This is a genomic window from Klebsiella sp. Sb-30, assembly GCF_057652795.1.
In genome coordinates this window covers 2,896,288-2,913,267 of record NZ_CM172749.1, presented here as the reverse complement: position 1 = coordinate 2,913,267, position 16,980 = coordinate 2,896,288, and the positions used below count along the sequence as shown (strand labels likewise).

Genomic DNA, 16,980 nt, shown 5'->3' with positions numbered 1-16,980 from the left:
ATGGAAAAAACAGTCAATGATTTACTCCAGTGCAAGCTGAGCCGCTGGCCTTTTCCGGCGGCGATGGAGGCAAGCTGGTTAGCCGATGGCGTGCTGCAACTGCTGCCGCAGACGCCATGGACCCAGGCTACGGTAGTGTCAGCGGGGATCCATGGCAACGAAACCGCGCCGATTGAGATCCTGCTGCAGATCATGCAGGCGCTGAGCGAGGGTAAACAGCCGCTCAGCCATGCGCTGCTGCTGGTGTTCGGCAATCTGCCGGCCATTCGCGCCGGTCGCCGCTATTTGCATAACGACCTCAACCGCCTGTTTGGCGGGCGGCATCTCGCCGTGGCACCGGGGAATGAGTCCCGGCGCGCGGCGGAGCTGGAGGGGGCGGTCGCGGCCTTCTTTGCGACCGCGGATCGCCAGGGCCACGCGCGTCGGCTACATCTGGATTTGCATACCGCGATACGCGGTTCGCGCTACCGCCAGTTTGCGCTGCTCCCGGCCCGCGAGGGAGAGTATGACGCCGGGTTTTACGCGCTGCTGCAGGCCAGCGCTATGGATGCCATCGTGCGTCATACCGAACCTGGCGGCACCTTTACGCACTACACCAGCGAAAAATTCGGCGCGCAAAGTGCCACCCTGGAGCTGGGCAAAGTGATGGCTTTTGGCGAAAACGACCTCCGTCTGTTTGCCGGGACCGACGCCGCGGTGCGCGCACTGATTGCCGACGCTGCGCTGCCTGCACGGGACAAAGCGCCGGCGGACTATTTTCTGGTGCAGGAGAGCATCATCAAGAGCGACAGCGATTTTACGCTCAACCTTGACCCGAAAATTGATAACTTCACCGCGCTGCCTGCCGGGTATGAAATTGCCCGCCAGCCGGATAAAACGTGGGTTGTTCAGGCTCACGCGCCGTACATCTTATTTCCGAATGCGGGAGTGGCAACCGGGCAACGCGCCGGTTTGTTGCTGAAGTCAGCCGCGCCATGCCTTTCTTTGCCTGCTTGAAGGAATCGACATGACTCAACATCAACGCGAGGGGCAGGTGAATCCTGCCATCGACGGGGAGTGCCCGTCGCAGCTCAAACGCGGCCTTGGCGCCCGGCACATTCAGATGATTGCGCTGGGCGGCGCTATCGGCACCGGCCTGTTCATGGGGGCGGGAAGAAATATTGCGGTGGCGGGGACCTCGATCCTCGTGATTTATGTCCTGGTGGGTTTTTTTACCTATATGGTGATGCGGGCTATGGGCGAGGTGCTGCTCACCCGGCTTGATTACCGCTCTTTCGCCGATTTCGTCGGCGATTATCTCGGTCCGCAGGCCAGCTTCTATTTAGGCTGGACCTACTGGCTGAGCTGGGTGGTGACCTGTATCGCCGATGTGGTGGTGTGCGGTAGCTATATGCAGTACTGGTTTCCGGAGATGTCAGCCTGGGTGCCGGCGCTCAGCACCCTCGGCATTCTGTTCCTGTTCAATTTGCTGTCGGTCAAAATGTTCGGCGAGGCCGAATTCTGGTTTGCGCTGATCAAGGTCATTACCATTATTGCGCTGATTCTCACCGGCGCGTGGATGGTGGCGACCGGCTGGACTTCGCCTGATGGCGTGAAAGCTTCGTTGCACCACATCACCGACCCGACGGTGTTTATGCCGCACGGCGTCACCGGCTTCTTTGCCGGTTTCCAGATAGCGATCTTCTCCTTTACCGGAATTGAGCTGCTCGGCACGATGACCGCCGAAACCCGCGATCCGCAGAAGATTTTGCCGAAGGCGATTAACGCGCTGCCGCTGCGGATTATCATTTTTTATCTGCTCTCGATGGTGGTGATTATTGCCGTGGCTTCCTGGCCTGGCGTCTCGCCGGATGCCAGCCCCTTCGTCACGCTGTTTGCTAATGCCGGGCTGCCTGCGGCGGCGGCGGTGATTAACTTTGTCGCGCTGACCTCGGCGATGTCATCGGCCAACAGCGGCGTTTACTCCAGTACCCGCATGCTGTACGGCCTGTCGGTAGAGAAACATGCCCACGACCAGTTCCGCATTCTGTCGCGCACCACGCGTATTCCGGTTCGTAGCCTGCTGTTCTCCTGCTTCTGCATGCTCAGCGGCACGCTGCTGCTGTTCCTGGTGCCGAACGTGATGACGCTGTTCACCATTGTGTCGACGCTGGCGGCGATTATGGTGGTATTCAGTTGGGGGATGATTCTGGTGGCTTATCTGGTGTATCGCCACAAGCGTCCGGATCTGCATGAACAATCGACCTTTAAGATGCCGGCGGGGGTTGTCATGAGCTGGATCAGCCTGCTGTTTTTCGCCTTCTCGATTTTTATCATGATCTTCGATCCGGATACGCTGAAAGCGCTGATGGCGACGCCGCTGTGGTTTGTGGCGCTATGGCTGTTCTGGAAGATAAAACAGAAGCGGGAAGGGCAAACGCAGCTGGAGAAGCTGAACGCCTGACCGAATGCCGACAGCAGCGGGTCTGCTGTCGGCGTCATTTTAGCAAAGCATAACCTGGCGAGTTTCATCAGCCGCCGCAGAAGATGGCGGCGGCTGACAGGCCCGCCGTTCCTGCCCGATACGCCGCTACCCGGTCGTCCGCTGCCGTCCTCCGCGCCTTTTATCGATTTTCAGGTGGCCAACATGATGATGCGTGAGCCTCTGCGCGCGTTAATGGCATCATTGCGGTGATGATTCAGGCGCAAGCCATTCGTTTTTAGCTAGCATGGGGGCTTTTTAGTCACGCCTTCCCGTTTATTCGCCGACGCTGTGGGTGAGGGGTTATGATAGGGCCGGACGTCCTTGATGGATGAGATGGCATGAAAGGAGCGAGTATGAGTGAGCAGTTCCCATCCCTGCCGGATGCAACGCTGGCGGCGGCCAACCGCCTGGGCCAGTGGCTGGCGCTGGATGATTTTACCGCACAGGCGCCGATGCCGGCGGTGGATATTGTGGTGCTGGCGGGCAATGCGGTGATCCCGACCATTGATGCCGCCTGTCGGCTGGCGGCTGACGCCGGGGTCCCGCTGCTGATTAGCGGCGGGATTGGCCACTCCACGGTCTTTCTCTACGACGCGGTACGCAACGATCCGCGCTATCGGTCGCTGCCGGTCGACGGGCGCCCGGAGGCGCATATCCTCGCCGATATCGCCCACCGTTTCTGGCATATCCCCCGCGACAGGATCGTGGTTGAGGATCGTTCCACCAACTGCGGTGAGAACGCGCGCTTTACCCGCGAGATGCTGGCGGCGACGGGAATCGCTCCCCGCGCTGGCGTGGTGCTCCAGGATCCGACGATGCAGCGGCGAACTATGGCGACCTTTGCCCGGGTCTGGCAGGGCGAGGCGGTCGTGCCGCAGTGGTACAGCACGCCGGGCTGCGCGCCGCTGCTGGGCAATACGGCGAACGGGCTGGCGTTTCGCGGTGACGCTGCCGGGCTGTGGCCGGTCGGACGCTACCTGTCGCTGATTCTTGGCGAGCTGCCGCGATTGCTGGATGCGCCCCAGGGATACGGCCCGCGCGGAAAAGATTTTATCGTCCATGTAGATATCCCCGCCCGGATCCTCGAAGCCGGACAACGCTTGAGTGAAGACAACCTGCTGGGTGAAGCGCTGAACGCCCGCGCGCCCGGCTGAGCGTTGCCCGTTTGCGGCGCGTTTTTCGCAAACGGGCAATTTTTGTTGCCAGTATGTAACTTCATCGGCGTGATGTTGGCGCGTTTTCATGAGCTGTTTCACAAAATTATGCTGACCGTCTGCTCTTAGCGCGGCGTGTGGGTAGATTTTTAACAAATAAGTTACTTGTTAAAAACACTAAATCTACAGGAGCAGGCCATGACAGCACCCGTTCAGCACCCGATGTATATTGATGGTCAGTTTGTGGTTGGGCGCGGCGACGCCTGGATCGATGTACTCAACCCGGCAACGGAAGCGCTGCTTTCCCGTATTCCCGATGGCACGGCTGAGGATGCCCGGCGGGCTATTGAGGCGGCAGAGCGCGCGCAGCCTGCCTGGGAGGCGCTGCCGGCGATTGAGCGCGCGGGCTGGCTGCGGAAAATTGCCGCCGGCATTCGCCAGCGCGCGCAGGAGATTGCCGCGCTGATCGTGGCGGAAGGGGGCAAAACCCAGCAGCTGGCGGCGGTGGAGGTCTCATTTACCGCCGATTATCTTGACTATATGGCCGAGTGGGCTCGTCGCTATGAAGGCGAAATCGTCCAGAGCGATCGGCCAGGAGAAAACATCCTCGTCTTCAAACGCGCGCTGGGCGTCACCACCGGAATCCTGCCGTGGAACTTCCCGTTCTTCCTGATCGCCCGCAAGCTGGCGCCAGCGTTAATTACCGGTAACACCATCGTCATTAAACCCAGCGAATTTACCCCCAACAATGCCGTCGCGTTTGCGCAGATTGTCGATGACATCGGTCTGCCGAAAGGGGTATTTAATCTGGTGCTGGGCCGCGGTGAAACCGTTGGTCACGAGCTGGCGGCCAATCCCAAAGTGGCGATGGTCAGCATGACCGGCAGCGTCGGCGCGGGCGAGAAGATTATGGCCGCCGCGGCGAAGAACATCACTAAAGTGTGCCTTGAGCTGGGCGGCAAGGCGCCAGCGATCGTGATGGATGATGCCGACCTTGAGCTGGCGGTAAAAGCGGTGGTGGATTCCCGGGTCATTAACAGCGGGCAGGTATGTAACTGCGTGGAGCGGGTCTACGTACAAAAAGGCATTTACGATCGATTTGTAAATCGCCTGGGCGAAGCTTTAAAGGCGGTACAGTTTGGCGACCCGGCTACCCGGGACGATATCGCCATGGGGCCGTTGATCAACGCCGCCGCGCGGGAACGCGTCGAGCAGAAAGTCGCCAAAGCGTTAGCGCAGGGGGCGCGTCTGGCGCTGGGCGGCAATGCGGTAGCGGGCCGCGGCTATTTCTATCCGCCGACGCTGCTGCTGGACGTACGCCAGGAGATGGACATCATTCATGAAGAGACGTTTGGCCCGGTGCTGCCGGTGGTGGCGTTTGACACCCTGGATGAGGCGCTGGCGATGGCCAATGACAGCGACTATGGCCTGACCTCCTCGATCTATACCCGGGATCTGAATGTGGCGATGAAGGCGATAAAGGGGCTGAAGTTCGGTGAAACCTACATTAACCGCGAGAACTTTGAAGCGATGCAGGGCTTCCATGCCGGATGGCGAAAATCAGGTATCGGCGGTGCCGACGGTCGTCATGGGCTGAATGAGTATCTGCAGACCCAGGTCGTCTATTTACAGTCGTCAGCGCGGTAGTCGCCAGCGCCGGTTCCGGCCGGGCGACAAGCGGATAGCCGGGCTATCCGCTTTTTTTCGTCGCCGCGATGGCTAGCGGGCAAATTTATCCAGTACGCGGATGAGCTGGGTGACAAAACCGTACTCGTTATCGTACCAGGCGACGGTTTTGACCAGCTGAACATCGCCGGCTTCGGCGACTTCAAGCTGGGTGGCATCGTAAATAGAGCCGAAATGGCTGCCGATAATGTCGGAAGAGACGATCTCTTCTTCGGTGTAGCCGAAGGATTCGTTGTTCTCCGCCGCTTTTTTCATCGCCTGGTTGACCTCATCGGCGGTGACTTTTTTCTCCAGGATGGAGACCAGTTCGGTGACTGAGCCGGTTTTGGTCGGCACGCGCTGGGCGTGACCCTTCAGCTTGCCGCTGAGCGCAGGAATAACCAGCCCGATGGCTTTCGCCGCCCCAGTGGTGTGCGGGATGATATTTTCCGCCGCCGCGCGCGAGGCGCGTAAATCTTTCCCCCGCGGGCCGTCAACCAGCGACTGCGTGCCGGTGTAGGCATGAATAGTGGTCATGGTGCCGAGCTTAATGCCGAAGGCGTCGTTGAGCACTTTGGCCATCGGTGCCAGGCAGTTGGTGGTACAGGAGGCGACGGAAATGATGGTGTCATCGGCGGTCAGGGTATCGTCGTTGACATTATAGACGATGGTCTTCATGTCACCGGCAGGAGCGGAGATCAGGACTTTTTTCGCCCCGGCATCGAGGTGCGCCTGCGCCTTCTCGGTTGATGTGTAGAAGCCGGTACACTCGACAATCAGTTCTGCACCCACCGCTTTCCACGGAATATGCCGGGCCTCTTTCTCGGCATAGACGGTAATTTTTTTGCCGTTCACGATGAGCGCATCTTCGGTAAAATCAACGCTCCACGGGAACGGCCCGTAGTTAGAATCATGTTTTAACAAATAGGCCAGCACTTTCGGTGAGGTCAGATCGTTGATCGCCACCACTTCAAGCGGGCTGTTCACTTCCAGTAAACGGCGTAATACCAGACGTCCGATACGACCAAAGCCATTAATCCCTAGTTTGCTCATGTAAAGCCTCCGATAGGATGGTGAGTGAGGTTGAGGGTATAAGACACTCCAGGCATACTCTACTGATGGTGAATCGGCAACCCGGAAAGTCGCTCCATCCGCTAAGCGGTTGAAAAACACTACAGAAAAATTAATGCATTCTCTGCCGCGGATTATCCGCGTTTCCCGCATCTTGCTAAGCGCCGTGTTCCCTCGTATTTTGAACCTTTTCACCGCCCGTCGGGCATGAGTGACTTTGCGACGAGGAATCATGGAACGCTTATTTGTTTACGGCACGCTGCGTCCGGGCCAGGAAAATGCCCCCATTCTGGAAACTATCGGCGGCGAGTGGCTGCCGGGGTGGGTGCACGGCACGTTTTATGCGCGCGGCTGGGGAGCCGCTGCCGACTTCCCGGGTATCGTCCTTGATAAAAACGGTCCCCGTGTCGACGGCTATCTCTTTACATCGGATAAACTTGCCGCGCACTGGCCGATGCTGGATGAGTTCGAAGCGGGCTACGACCGCGTGGCGGTGGAGGTGACGACGGTAGAGGCGCAGCGCGTGACCGCGTGGATCTATCAGCTTCAGCCGCCACTCCGCCCATAACTCATCCCGGCGGTCTGCACCGGGCCATGTGCCCCGCCAGCCGGCGGCGGGCAGGGCGTGGAGAGGGCAAATTTATTTGTCGCGCCAGCCCATTGCCGGCGCCACATGCCGCAGGATGGACTCGATGACGTGCACGTTGTAATCGACGCCGAGCTGGTTCGGCACGGTCAGCATCAGCGTATCCGCCTCGGCAATCGCCTCATCCTGCTGCAGCTGGGCAATCAGCTTGTCCGGTTCGGCGGCGTAGCTGCGACCAAAAATTGCGCGGGTCTTCTCATCGAGGAAACCGACTTTATCGCTGTCGTCATGGCTGGAGCCAAAATAGCGCCGGTCCCGATCGTCCATCAGGGCAAAAATGCTGCGGCTAACCGAGACGCGCGGCGTCCGCGTATGCCCGGCCTGCGCCCAGGCGTCGCGATAGGCACGGATCTGTTTTGCCTGTTGAATATGGAACGGTTCGCCGGTTTCATCGTCTTTTAAGGTCGAGCTTTGCAGGTTCATCCCCAGTCTGGCGGCCCACTCCGCCGTCGCATTCGAACCGGCGCCCCACCAGATGCGGTCGCGCAGACCCGCGGAATGCGGTTCCGGGCGCAGCAGACCCGGCGGGTTCGGGAACATCGGCTGCGGATTGGGCTTCGCAAAGCCTTCGCCGCGCAGGACGTCCAGCAACACCTCAGTATGCCGGCGCGCCATATCGGATTCATTTTCCCCTTCGCCAGGGACGTAACCGAAATAGCGCCAGCCATCGATGACCTGCTCCGGGGAGCCCCGGCTGATACCCAGCTGCAGGCGTCCGCCGGAGATCAAATCCGCGGCGCCGGCATCTTCGGCCATGTACAGCGGGTTTTCATAGCGCATATCGATAACGCCGGTTCCTATCTCAATACGCCGGGTTCTGGCGCCGATCGCCGCCAGCAGGGGAAACGGCGAGCTGAGCTGACGGGCAAAGTGATGCACTCTGAACCAGGCGCCGTCAGCGCCCAGCTCTTCAGCGGCCACCGCCAGATCGATGGATTGCAACAACGCGTCAGCGGCAGAGCGGGTAGCGGACTGCGGCGATGGCGTCCAGTGACCGAATGACAAAAATCCAATCTTTTTCATGACGTCTTTATCCTGGTTTGCAGGGAAATGTTCAGTAGACGGGCGCCGGCCTCGATAAGCCTGCCGGTTCTCGTTGGGCATAATCACTACTTTACGTATTCCCTGAGGAGAATAAATCACGTTTGTTTAACATAATGCATCAAATAAATTGATTGAAACGGGGCGCCGGCGCCCCCGTCCGGGAGCGACTGACTGGTGCGATGCGCCGCCGATCCCCGATAATATGTGGCGCATTTTAGGCCAATTCGCCGCGCAGTTCCCTGTTAAGCTTATTGTCTCGCCAACGTTGTCAGAGTGTGATGATGTCAGAAAAAACGCCGCCGGCGACATCCGGCGATTGGATCGACTTTCGCCGGGATACCGCGACGGGGATTGAAAGCGTCAACGCGCACTTTAAAGGCCATGCTTACGACAGCCATGACCACGAGGAGCTGCTGGTAGGGGTGACGTTACAGGGTTCCCAGCGCTTTAGCTGCCACCGCGCGGTGCATACCAGTACGCCGGGAAACGCGATCCTTATTGAGCCGGGCGCAGCGCATGATGGCCATGCCCCGCAGCCCAGTGGATTCACCTATGCCATGCTCTACATCCCGCAGCGCTGGATGTCCGACAGTCTGGATCAGCGCGGCTTGGGCGATATTTCTCTGGTGGAGGCCGCTTTTCGCCATACGCTGACCGCCGATCGCGAATTGATCGTGGCCATCTCGCAGGCGTTTGCGGCCATTCATTATGGGGAAGGTCGGCTGGCGTGTGATGAGAGCCTCGATCGTCTGGTAGCGCATCTGACGCCGCACGTTGCCGTAAAGCCAGCAACGGCGATGACCGATTCCCTGGTCAGGATGAACAGGGTCCGTGAGTATCTGCACGACCATCTTGCCTGGAATACCGGCCTCGATGAGCTGGCCGAGATCAGCGGTATCGACCGGTTCCGCCTGAGCCGGCAATTCAAGGCGGCCTTCGGACAGACGCCCCATGCGTATCTGGTCAGGCTGCGCCTGCGCACCGCGCGACGACTGCTGGCTGGAGGTCTGGCTGTGTCGCAGGTTGCGGCAGAGACCGGTTTTGCCGATCAAAGCCATTTAGGTCGCTGGTTCCGACGCGCTTACCGGATGTCTCCGGTTGCCTTTCAGAGCCGCTGCTCAAACGTTCTATCCTGATGCCCCGTGCCTGCGTGAAGATAGCCTTTTCGCGGTACAGACAGGAGTATTTTGATGACGTTTGACACTAAGATTGCCTATATCGTGCGCGATGATTTAGCGACATGGCAGCGACTGAACGTGGTGGCATTTCTGGCGACGGGGATTGCCTCTGCGGCGCCCGAGATCCTCGGCCAGCCCTATATCGATGCACTGGGCCGGCAATATGGCAATATGTCTGGCCAGCCCATGCTGATCTTTGAGGGCGGGCTGGAAAAACTGCAGGTCGTGCATCGCAAAGCGCTTGAGCGGGAGGTGACCATCATTCCCTACATCCACGCCATGTTTGCTACCGGGTATGATGAGGCCAATCGTGAGGTATTTATGGCCGCCGATGCGGAGAATCTGGATCTGGTCGGGCTGGGGATCCGTGGCCCGAAAAAAAGGGTGGATAAAGTGATCAAAGGGCTCTCGCTCCACGGTTAGTTTACCTGCTGTTGATACGAAGGCGGGTTGCCCCAGGCCACAGCTTTCCGGGCGGCAGGAACAGCGTCCGCCTCCGTATTGATCCTGCTTTGGCGGGAAATCGCCTGTTGACCTGCCTTCAGCCGCTGTTGTCCTTGCGGCGATCTGTGCTTTAATTCAGAGATGGCGCAATTAGCCAACGGCCTGATTGCCCGAGATGTTTTCATCGACGGTTCCGGAAGGTGCGCTGCATACCTCTCTTCCCGCACCCGATACTCTCTTTTATTCTCTGAGTGAAATATGACCCTGAATCAGTTTTATCCAATCGGTACCCCGGGGCAACCCTGGACAGCAGACGAAATACAGCAGTGGCGGCAGAACCAGACGCGATCCAGGAGCTATCAGCGCGATGTGTCAGATGTCCTCGATGGCCTGAAGCACCGCTTCGATGTCATTCAGTATGGCGAATTGCGTTACGCCGATGATGTTTATCCGTTGAGAGCGGTAAAATCAAAAAACTGGGACGATACTCTGCCGGTGGCGCTCGTGACGGGCGGCGTCCACGGTTATGAAACCAGCGGCGTGATGGGCGCCCTGACGTTTTTGACGGAATATCAGGATGAGTATGCGGGAAAAATCAATCTACTGGTTGCTCCCTGCGTCAGCCCCTGGGCCTATGAGCGTATTTCCCGTTGGAACTACGATGCCGTCGATCCTAACCGGCAATTTTTCCCGGAGGGCGCAGCGGAGGAGTCCCTGGCATTGATGAGGCTCATTTCGCCGTTGAAAGGTCGGTTCGCCGTTCACGTTGATTTGCATGAAACGACCGATACGGACGAAAGCGAGTTCAGCCCCGCGCGGGCTGCCAGAGACGGCGTGGCGTATAAACCGGAGAATATTCCTGATGGCTTCTATCTGGTTAGCGACGAGCGCAATTCAAGGCTGGATTTCCAGAGCGCGTTGATTTCCGCAGTTGCGCAGGTGACGCACATTGCTCCGTCGCTGCCCGGCGAGACCGTGCTCGGTTATCCGGTCATCGGCCAGGGGATTGTTGAGTATGACAATAATGCCTGGCACCTGTGCTCGACCATGACCGGCGCGCCGTTTACCACCACAACCGAAGTCTATCCCGATAGCGCGAAAACGTCTCCGCAGGAGTGTACCCGGGCGCAGGTAGTCACCGTCCGTCGGGCCATCGAATTTGCATTATCACACTGAGTGATCAGATCGGGCAGATATTGCCCGGTCTGCCTGCGGGTCTTCTGATTCGTATTTATCGAACGGTCGTTTCGCAAATTACAGGTTGTCATCACAAAAATAAATCTGTCATTATAATAATTATTGTTTGCTATTCTCTATGAATTTAAATGGTGGCTTTTGACTATGTCCGTAGGGTTGAGCTGCGGTTATTTAAGTCAACCATTAAAGATAATAAACAGATAATGAATTATGATTTCAGGTGTTCATATTTCTATATTTGTAATGGCTGTGGTTCAGTTTATATTTATTGTCCCAATTAATTTTTTTATTGCATGGGACTGTTGGTGTCTGGGCGATTTGTTATACGCATTAATCGCGGGCGCGCTGTCTACAGTTGGCGCGGCCATTTCTATACAGACCCTGCGCTTGCTGATCGCCTCGCGACAAGAGGATTATCCTTATGCAAATGGCGAACGACAGCAATGTCCAGGCACCCCCATGCCGCGCCATGAAATCCCGGATGAGCAAAAGTCCTGAGCGGTAAGTTAACGGCGCTGACGGGATTTCTGTGCAGCGGATTCAGATACCCCAGGAGCCTGCGCCACACGCCCCGGAAAGGCGGTGCGAGGAGCAGACCTGAGCGAGCCTGCGTCTACACCCCGCGATGTCACGTTGCGACTGAACATGGATCAATATGAACCATGACATTCAGTACCCCGTGCTTGTGTAAAACCCGTTCCCGAGCCGCCACCGCAATGTCATGGCCATCCCGGACGGAGAGATGCTCCGGCACTTCCAGATGCACATCGACGAGGATAAGATCTCCCACTTTTCGCGTTTTCAGATCGTGAAGCCCGGCGACCCCCGGCGTTGACAGAAGAAGCGCTTTGATTGCATGTTCCTTGTCGGTATCCACCGCGCGGTCCATCAGATCGTGCATCGCGTCAGCGGCGAAGGAGTAGCCCATGCGCAGTATCAGCAATCCGACCACAAAAGCCGCCGCTGGATCAAACCAGGGGTAGCCGGCCAGCGTCCCGGTAATACCAATCGCGACAACAACCGATGAAGCGGCATCTGAACGGGCATGCCATGCATTGGCCATCAGCAGAGAGGACTGGAGACGGATGGCTACCCTGCGCATATAGCGGAACAGCGTTTCCTTAATAGCGAGCGCGGCAAGCGCGACCCACAGCGCGGTCACATGTACCTCAGAGAGTGATGCAGGGTGCAGCAATTTTCCCGCAGCCGACCACAGCATACCGACGCCCACGGCGACCAGCATCATTCCGAGAATCATTGACGCACCGTTCTCGTATCGCCAGTGGCCGTAATGGTGGTCGCTGTCCGAGGGTTTACGGCTCTTTTTATTTGCCAGCAGCACCACCACATCTGCCACTAAATCAGAAAGAGAATGAATACCATCAGCAATTAAACCCTGAGAGCCAGAAAATATACCGCTAAGAATTTGCATGAACGACAAAATAATATTTACCGCGGCGCTGATTAATGTGCTTTTTTGTGCGGTGGCTGAACGTTCATGATACCCATTATCATTTCGCATAAAACTGTCCGTTTAAATAATTCACCTCAGGCACTGGATTATACTGGCGTAATCTTAATGGAAGGTTAATGATAAAAGAATAAGTTACAAGTGAGGCGGTTTTTATATATCTGTCATGCCAGGATGACTCATTTCCCGATCGAAAGGAAAACCACTATGCATCTGGAACGACACAGTATCGGCAAAGTAGGGTGGCTAAGAGCGGCAGTGCTGGGGGCGAACGATGGCATCGTGTCGACCGCCAGTCTGGTGCTCGGGGTCGCCGCAGCGGGCACTTCGCCGTCGGGTATTTTACTCGCCGGCGTGGCTGGGCTGGTTGCGGGCGCCATGTCGATGGCAACCGGCGAATATGTTTCCGTCTCATCGCAGGCGGATAGCGAACACGCGGCGCTCAGTCAGGAGAAAAGAGAGCTGGCGGCAAATTATGAGGAAGAGGTGCAGGAACTGGCTTCGCTGTACAGGCAGCGCGGACTGGAGTCGGCTCTGGCATACCGGGTCGCGGAACAGCTTATGGCGAAGGATGCGCTGGACGCTCATGCCCGGGAAGAGCTGGGGCTGACGGAGACAAATTCGGCGCAGCCGCTGCAGGCCGCGATGTTTTCAGCGTTCAGCTTTTCCGCCGGCGCGCTGTTGCCGGTCATCATCGCATGGCTAGCGCCGGCAACGCTGGTTTTTCCGTTCGTTATTCTCTCCACGCTTTTTTCGCTGGTTATTCTTGGCTATATCTCATCGACTGCGGGCCATGCGTCACCGATGAAGGCAATAATCAGAATCACTTTCTGGAGCGCAATGGCCATGGCTTTATCCATGGGGGCCGGTTCTCTCGCCGGTCAGGCCATGGCCTGAATGACCATTAAGCGATAAAATTGAGAAAATATTCAGGTCGTCAGATAGCACTACACTGGCTGGTATTACTGCTCATCGTAATCACTTACGCGGCGCTGGAGTTTAAGGGGATTTACCCTGAATACTGCGAATGATGCCGGGAAAACATCGGGACTAAGCCGGTAATCTGCCCCTTCACCGGCTGGTGCCGGGAGAGCATCGCGCGCAACCTCCCCCGGTGACCGTTCTCCGGCACAGGCCGGCGCGCTGCGGTTTTTATTTCAGCGCCACGCGCTTTCAGGGGATAATACGTGCCTCTCTCAGCTGCGTGAACAGACTGAAAAACATTTCGTCGGTTGCCTGCATCCGAGGGAAGCCCGCCCGGCGCAGCTTACTGCCATCGCCAAACATGTCGTCATTCCAGCTAAAGACGAAATCGGCAAAATTGCCGTCGCTTAACCGTAAAAGTTCCGGCTCCACCAGCCGCTGTCCGGCAAGGTCGCGCCATTGCGCGCCATAGTCCTTAAATAACTGCTGAAAGGAGAGCCTGACCGGCGGGGCGACCTCCAGTGCGAACCAGCGTGCGATCAGCGGCCATAGTTCGCTCCAGCGCCAGACGTCACCGTTATTGACGTTGAAAGCCTGATTCTGCGCCTCGGGGGAGGTGGCTGCCCACAGTGTCGCTTCTGCCAACAATCCGGCATCCGTGAAATCGACGATGCTGTGCCAGGTCTGTGGCGAGCCGGGAAAACGCAGCGGCAGATTCAGAGCCCGGCACAGCGAGGCGTACAGGGCGATACTCAGGACAAGATTCATGGTATTGCCCGGCACCGCGCTACCCACCACGCCAGGCCTGATGGCATTCCAGTGCCACGTTTTACCTCGTTGAAAATGGCTGAGCCACGCGAGCTGGGCGGCGTTAAATTCAGCGCCAGGGACGCCAGGATCGCTTTCACGCGCCGGAGTTTTAAACGGTCCAAGATGCGCGCCATAGACCTTGTATCCTTGCATCAGACTGACCGCTTGCAGCGGAGCCCTGTGCTCGATTTGACTGACCAGATTACGCAGCATGGTGACGTTCGGGGCAACCATCTCCGTCCAGTTTGCAGCATTCACCCAGGCACTATAAAAAATATGGGTGATATCGCTAAGGGGCCGCAGCGCCCGCGCGCTGCCCGCGGCATCGAGTAAATCAACCTCGACCATCGGAATGCCGTCAGGGTGGGAGAGGGCATGGCGGCTCAGTCCGATGACCTCCCACCCATTGCGCAGAAGCGTTTTGACGAGCTGGTTGCCGATAATGCCGTTGGCGCCGGCGACCAGCGCGACTTTCTGTTGTTGTGTCTTATTCATCGTGTTTCTCCAGGGAAGGTGACGGAAACAGTGTGATATATTATTTTTTTTTCCACATATCCCCTGAAACTGATGGCACTTATAAGCAGAATCATTAAATGAATAATAAGCTCAATGCGATAGCCACTTTTTTACGCGTAGCCGAAGCGGGTTCCTTTTCTGCGGCCGCCCGCCAGAGCGGGATGAAGCAATCTGCTGTCAGTCAGCAGATTGCGGCCCTTGAAGAGTCGCTTGGCGTGGTATTGCTGCATCGTACTACGCGGGTGATGGCGCTGACCGGGCAGGGGGAAATCTACCGCCGTGATATGCAGCTTTTGCTCGAGGCCATGCGGGAAGCGGAAAGGCGGTTGAACCCTGGCGATCATCAGTTTCAGGGCCGGGTACATGTGCAGTTGCCGAGCGGTCTGGGACAGATTTTTATGCCACACCTGCTGGCGCTGCAGAAAGAGAATCCAGGCTTGCATCTGATGCTGTCACTGGATGACCGCATCGCCGATCTGGTTACTGAAGGGGTAGACGTCGCGCTGCGGCTGAGCCATGAGCCGCCGCAAGCGCATGCGGCGCGCGTGCTGGCGCGTATTGAAACGGCGCTCTTTGCCGCACCTGATTTTACACCGCTGCATTCCGTCAACGAGCTGGCGATGCATCCGCACGTGCGCTTCAGCGCTATCCCGCTGGAAGCACCGCTCCGTCTGGTCTCGGGTCAGGACGCTGTCGATGTGAAAGTGAATACCGTTTTCCGGGCCAACACCAGTGAGGCTCTGCGACAGGCGATTGAGTCAGGCATCGGGATCGGCGGCATGCAGCTCCCGCTGGCAGCCAGGGCGGTACAATCCGGCAGGCTGGTGCCGGTATTACCCGCCTGGCGCTTACCTGACCGCTTCCTTTACGCCGTCTATCCCGACGCCCGCTTTATCCCTCAAAAGGTCAGAAGCATCATCAGCGCCATCGAATCCTTACTGCCTGACATTATGGGCAAAATCTGAAGGCGAGGCACTCGCACTGGGGAAAACCGAACGGGAAGCGGTCGAAGAAGAGAACGGAGAGAACTGATAAACCGCCAGCGTCGCGAGAATACTCAATATCACGCTGATGATGAAGTAAGTTTTAAAGGGCTGTTTTTGCGTTTTATGGCGGAACACCTGTTGACCGACCATCGCGCCAGGCCATCCGCCCACAAAGCCGAATACCAGCAAGGTAGATTCTGGCACCCGACGCCAGGCCTTGCGTGCCGCCATTTTATCCATGCCGTAAATCACCAGCGTCAGTACGCTGACCAGCAGGAACCACGTGATATAAGGATGCGGAGTAAACAGACTCCCGGTCGCCGCGCAGACGAGGAGTAAATAACAGAAGCGATTGAGATTCATACCATTAGCCAGCAGCGATCGGTGAACATAGAGGGCGAATTATACGCATCACGCGGCCAGAAGAAACATTTGCGGATGGCCTTCACCGCAGGTTGTCTCTCTGGACATCAGTCAGCGCCACAAACAGGATTCCTCCTTTCAACCAACGTGTTAAGGTGATTCAGACAATTTATGCACTCAGTCAGGCCGAGGGACGGCCGCGGCGCCGGGTGAACCCGGTCGGCAAAAACGGAGGACTCAGTGTCGGTTTAATGGCACCTGTTTACAGCGCAGATGTTATTTCTGGTAACGGCTTCATTAATATCAAAAATATTCAATAAATTGCCTGGCGGATTCTTTTTCATCAAGATATTCAAAGCCGAGCAAACGAATTTTCACACGGTTGTAAAACCATTCGTTCTCCTGCCGTTGAATCATTTCTCCTGGAAGGAAACATAGCCCTGTCGCTGCCCGAATAATGGCATATTTACCATTGTTAAACCTTACCCTATGGATGCAGAAAGGCTGGTTCACTTCGCCAGGATGACGGCTGGCAAGAATATCGCCTTCAATAAAAACATCTTTTCTGGTTTTCATAAGCCTTTCCTTTATTACGCTGATAAAACAGGTATGTTGCTGTTTTTAAAGAGTTGCGCTTTAAAGTGCTGGTGTGCTGCTCAGCCGCCAATACACCAACACTCTGAGGGGCGGAATAATAATCCGCATTGCGGGCATTGCAGAATCGCATCTTTGCGTAATTTACCGGCCTTCTGGTCTGCGATGCAGGAACAGGCCGGGCAAGTGACATGCACCGGTCTTTCTTTGAAATGTCTGATTCCACTGGTGTAAGACATAAATTAATTCTCTGAGGGAGGTGTTATTTATTATACGCCTTTGTTGACTATTATTCTTTTTATTATATTTCTCTGCTGCAGAGGGTAAAAGCGAGCCGTTAACGCATATTGGTACAGCAACACGCGGTGGGGAGAAATTTATAAGGAAATCATATTGTCTCACCGCCGTTAACCGGGTTAACCAAATAACAGCCGGATAATTTCTCGATTCAGC

17 protein-coding genes and 1 pseudogene are annotated in these 16,980 nt (G+C 56.8%); 11 read left to right on the top strand and 7 right to left on the bottom strand.

Annotated elements, in window-relative coordinates; all coding sequences use genetic code 11:
- From astE to aldA, 4 genes are all read left to right on the top strand, one after another.
- A complete protein-coding gene (astE, locus tag AC236I_RS13635) occupies positions 1 to 996 on the top strand; it encodes a succinylglutamate desuccinylase (RefSeq protein ID WP_004861370.1) in 996 nt (331 codons plus the stop codon).
- 10 nt (positions 997 to 1,006) lie between these two features.
- Positions 1,007 to 2,443, top strand: coding sequence for an amino acid permease (locus AC236I_RS13630; protein WP_162661369.1), 1,437 nt, complete (start codon positions 1,007 to 1,009; stop codon positions 2,441 to 2,443).
- 374 nt (positions 2,444 to 2,817) lie between these two features.
- Positions 2,818 to 3,618 (top strand): YdcF family protein, encoded by an 801-nt coding sequence (locus AC236I_RS13625; RefSeq protein ID WP_048024322.1) that lies wholly within the window; start codon positions 2,818 to 2,820, stop codon positions 3,616 to 3,618.
- A gap of 198 nt (positions 3,619 to 3,816) precedes the next feature.
- Positions 3,817 to 5,265, top strand: a complete 1,449-nt coding sequence (gene aldA, locus AC236I_RS13620; RefSeq protein ID WP_065906444.1) for an aldehyde dehydrogenase — start codon at positions 3,817 to 3,819, stop codon at positions 5,263 to 5,265.
- A gap of 72 nt (positions 5,266 to 5,337) precedes the next feature.
- On the opposite strand, the gene gap is transcribed toward aldA, so the two are convergent.
- On the bottom strand, positions 5,338 to 6,336 hold the full coding sequence (gap, locus tag AC236I_RS13615) for a type I glyceraldehyde-3-phosphate dehydrogenase (RefSeq protein ID WP_064367531.1): 999 nt from the start codon (positions 6,334 to 6,336) through the stop codon (positions 5,338 to 5,340).
- A 250-nt stretch (positions 6,337 to 6,586) separates the two neighbouring features.
- Between gap and AC236I_RS13610 the strand changes: the two genes are divergently transcribed.
- The gene (locus AC236I_RS13610) at positions 6,587 to 6,922 is read left to right on the top strand and encodes a gamma-glutamylcyclotransferase family protein (protein ID WP_015584451.1); all 336 of its coding nucleotides are present in this window, start codon (positions 6,587 to 6,589) and stop codon (positions 6,920 to 6,922) included.
- A gap of 72 nt (positions 6,923 to 6,994) precedes the next feature.
- On the opposite strand, the gene AC236I_RS13605 is transcribed toward AC236I_RS13610, so the two are convergent.
- Positions 6,995 to 8,023, bottom strand: a complete 1,029-nt coding sequence (locus tag AC236I_RS13605; RefSeq protein ID WP_004861392.1) for an LLM class flavin-dependent oxidoreductase — start codon at positions 8,021 to 8,023, stop codon at positions 6,995 to 6,997.
- Positions 8,024 to 8,325: 302 nt separating this feature from the next.
- Here AC236I_RS13605 and AC236I_RS13600 point away from each other — a divergent pair, with 302 nt between their 5' ends.
- The 4 genes from AC236I_RS13600 (at position 8,326) to AC236I_RS13585 (ending at position 11,361) form a co-directional block, all read left to right on the top strand.
- Positions 8,326 to 9,180, top strand: a complete 855-nt coding sequence (locus AC236I_RS13600) for an AraC family transcriptional regulator (RefSeq protein WP_015584450.1) — start codon at positions 8,326 to 8,328, stop codon at positions 9,178 to 9,180.
- Between the two features lie 54 nt (positions 9,181 to 9,234).
- The gene (locus AC236I_RS13595; RefSeq protein WP_004861398.1) at positions 9,235 to 9,645 is read left to right on the top strand and encodes a DUF2000 domain-containing protein; all 411 of its coding nucleotides are present in this window, start codon (positions 9,235 to 9,237) and stop codon (positions 9,643 to 9,645) included.
- Positions 9,646 to 9,924: 279 nt separating this feature from the next.
- Positions 9,925 to 10,842: a M14 family metallopeptidase gene (locus AC236I_RS13590; protein ID WP_004861401.1), complete on the top strand. Its 918-nt coding sequence runs from the start codon at positions 9,925 to 9,927 to the stop codon at positions 10,840 to 10,842.
- Between the two features lie 231 nt (positions 10,843 to 11,073).
- Positions 11,074 to 11,361 carry a hypothetical protein gene (locus AC236I_RS13585; protein WP_224050026.1) on the top strand — a complete coding sequence of 96 codons (288 nt, stop codon included), beginning with the start codon at positions 11,074 to 11,076 and terminating at the stop codon, positions 11,359 to 11,361.
- 130 nt (positions 11,362 to 11,491) lie between these two features.
- On the opposite strand, the gene AC236I_RS13580 is transcribed toward AC236I_RS13585, so the two are convergent.
- On the bottom strand, positions 11,492 to 12,385 hold the full coding sequence (locus AC236I_RS13580) for a cation diffusion facilitator family transporter (RefSeq protein ID WP_015584446.1): 894 nt from the start codon (positions 12,383 to 12,385) through the stop codon (positions 11,492 to 11,494).
- Between the two features lie 156 nt (positions 12,386 to 12,541).
- Between AC236I_RS13580 and AC236I_RS13575 the strand changes: the two genes are divergently transcribed.
- Complete coding sequence (locus tag AC236I_RS13575) at positions 12,542 to 13,231, top strand: VIT1/CCC1 transporter family protein (RefSeq protein WP_004861411.1); 690 nt, start codon at positions 12,542 to 12,544, stop codon at positions 13,229 to 13,231.
- Between the two features lie 276 nt (positions 13,232 to 13,507).
- Here AC236I_RS13575 and AC236I_RS13570 read toward each other — a convergent pair whose 3' ends face one another.
- On the bottom strand, positions 13,508 to 14,563 hold the full coding sequence (locus AC236I_RS13570) for an SDR family oxidoreductase (RefSeq protein ID WP_004861413.1): 1,056 nt from the start codon (positions 14,561 to 14,563) through the stop codon (positions 13,508 to 13,510).
- Positions 14,564 to 14,661: 98 nt separating this feature from the next.
- On the opposite strand from AC236I_RS13570, the gene AC236I_RS13565 reads away from it, so the two are divergent.
- A complete protein-coding gene (locus AC236I_RS13565) occupies positions 14,662 to 15,549 on the top strand; it encodes a LysR family transcriptional regulator (RefSeq protein WP_487608520.1) in 888 nt (295 codons plus the stop codon).
- Positions 15,550 to 15,594: 45 nt separating this feature from the next.
- On the opposite strand, the pseudogene AC236I_RS13560 reads toward AC236I_RS13565, so the two are convergent.
- From AC236I_RS13560 to AC236I_RS13550, 3 genes and pseudogenes are all read right to left on the bottom strand, one after another.
- A pseudogene (locus AC236I_RS13560) lies at positions 15,595 to 15,933 on the bottom strand (DUF1294 domain-containing protein); the annotation flags it as partial.
- A gap of 303 nt (positions 15,934 to 16,236) precedes the next feature.
- Entirely contained in the window at positions 16,237 to 16,509 is a 273-nt protein-coding gene (locus tag AC236I_RS13555) for a hypothetical protein (RefSeq protein ID WP_015584442.1), read from the bottom strand.
- A gap of 80 nt (positions 16,510 to 16,589) precedes the next feature.
- Positions 16,590 to 16,766, bottom strand: a complete 177-nt coding sequence (locus AC236I_RS13550; protein WP_213894586.1) for a YnfU family zinc-binding protein — start codon at positions 16,764 to 16,766, stop codon at positions 16,590 to 16,592.
- Between the last annotated feature and the right edge of the window lie 214 nt (positions 16,767 to 16,980).

Coding starts and splice junctions, on each gene's coding strand:
- astE (WP_004861370.1), top strand. CDS start 1: ATGGAAAAAACAGTCAATGATTTACTCCAGTGCAAGCTGAGCCGCTGG.
- AC236I_RS13630 (WP_162661369.1), top strand. CDS start 1,007: ATGACTCAACATCAACGCGAGGGGCAGGTGAATCCTGCCATCGACGGG.
- AC236I_RS13625 (WP_048024322.1), top strand. CDS start 2,818: ATGAGTGAGCAGTTCCCATCCCTGCCGGATGCAACGCTGGCGGCGGCC.
- aldA (WP_065906444.1), top strand. CDS start 3,817: ATGACAGCACCCGTTCAGCACCCGATGTATATTGATGGTCAGTTTGTG.
- gap (WP_064367531.1), bottom strand. CDS start 6,336: ATGAGCAAACTAGGGATTAATGGCTTTGGTCGTATCGGACGTCTGGTA.
- AC236I_RS13610 (WP_015584451.1), top strand. CDS start 6,587: ATGGAACGCTTATTTGTTTACGGCACGCTGCGTCCGGGCCAGGAAAAT.
- AC236I_RS13605 (WP_004861392.1), bottom strand. CDS start 8,023: ATGAAAAAGATTGGATTTTTGTCATTCGGTCACTGGACGCCATCGCCG.
- AC236I_RS13600 (WP_015584450.1), top strand. CDS start 8,326: ATGTCAGAAAAAACGCCGCCGGCGACATCCGGCGATTGGATCGACTTT.
- AC236I_RS13595 (WP_004861398.1), top strand. CDS start 9,235: ATGACGTTTGACACTAAGATTGCCTATATCGTGCGCGATGATTTAGCG.
- AC236I_RS13590 (WP_004861401.1), top strand. CDS start 9,925: ATGACCCTGAATCAGTTTTATCCAATCGGTACCCCGGGGCAACCCTGG.
- AC236I_RS13585 (WP_224050026.1), top strand. CDS start 11,074: ATGATTTCAGGTGTTCATATTTCTATATTTGTAATGGCTGTGGTTCAG.
- AC236I_RS13580 (WP_015584446.1), bottom strand. CDS start 12,385: ATGCGAAATGATAATGGGTATCATGAACGTTCAGCCACCGCACAAAAA.
- AC236I_RS13575 (WP_004861411.1), top strand. CDS start 12,542: ATGCATCTGGAACGACACAGTATCGGCAAAGTAGGGTGGCTAAGAGCG.
- AC236I_RS13570 (WP_004861413.1), bottom strand. CDS start 14,563: ATGAATAAGACACAACAACAGAAAGTCGCGCTGGTCGCCGGCGCCAAC.
- AC236I_RS13565 (WP_487608520.1), top strand. CDS start 14,662: ATGAATAATAAGCTCAATGCGATAGCCACTTTTTTACGCGTAGCCGAA.
- AC236I_RS13555 (WP_015584442.1), bottom strand. CDS start 16,509: ATGAAAACCAGAAAAGATGTTTTTATTGAAGGCGATATTCTTGCCAGC.
- AC236I_RS13550 (WP_213894586.1), bottom strand. CDS start 16,766: ATGTCTTACACCAGTGGAATCAGACATTTCAAAGAAAGACCGGTGCAT.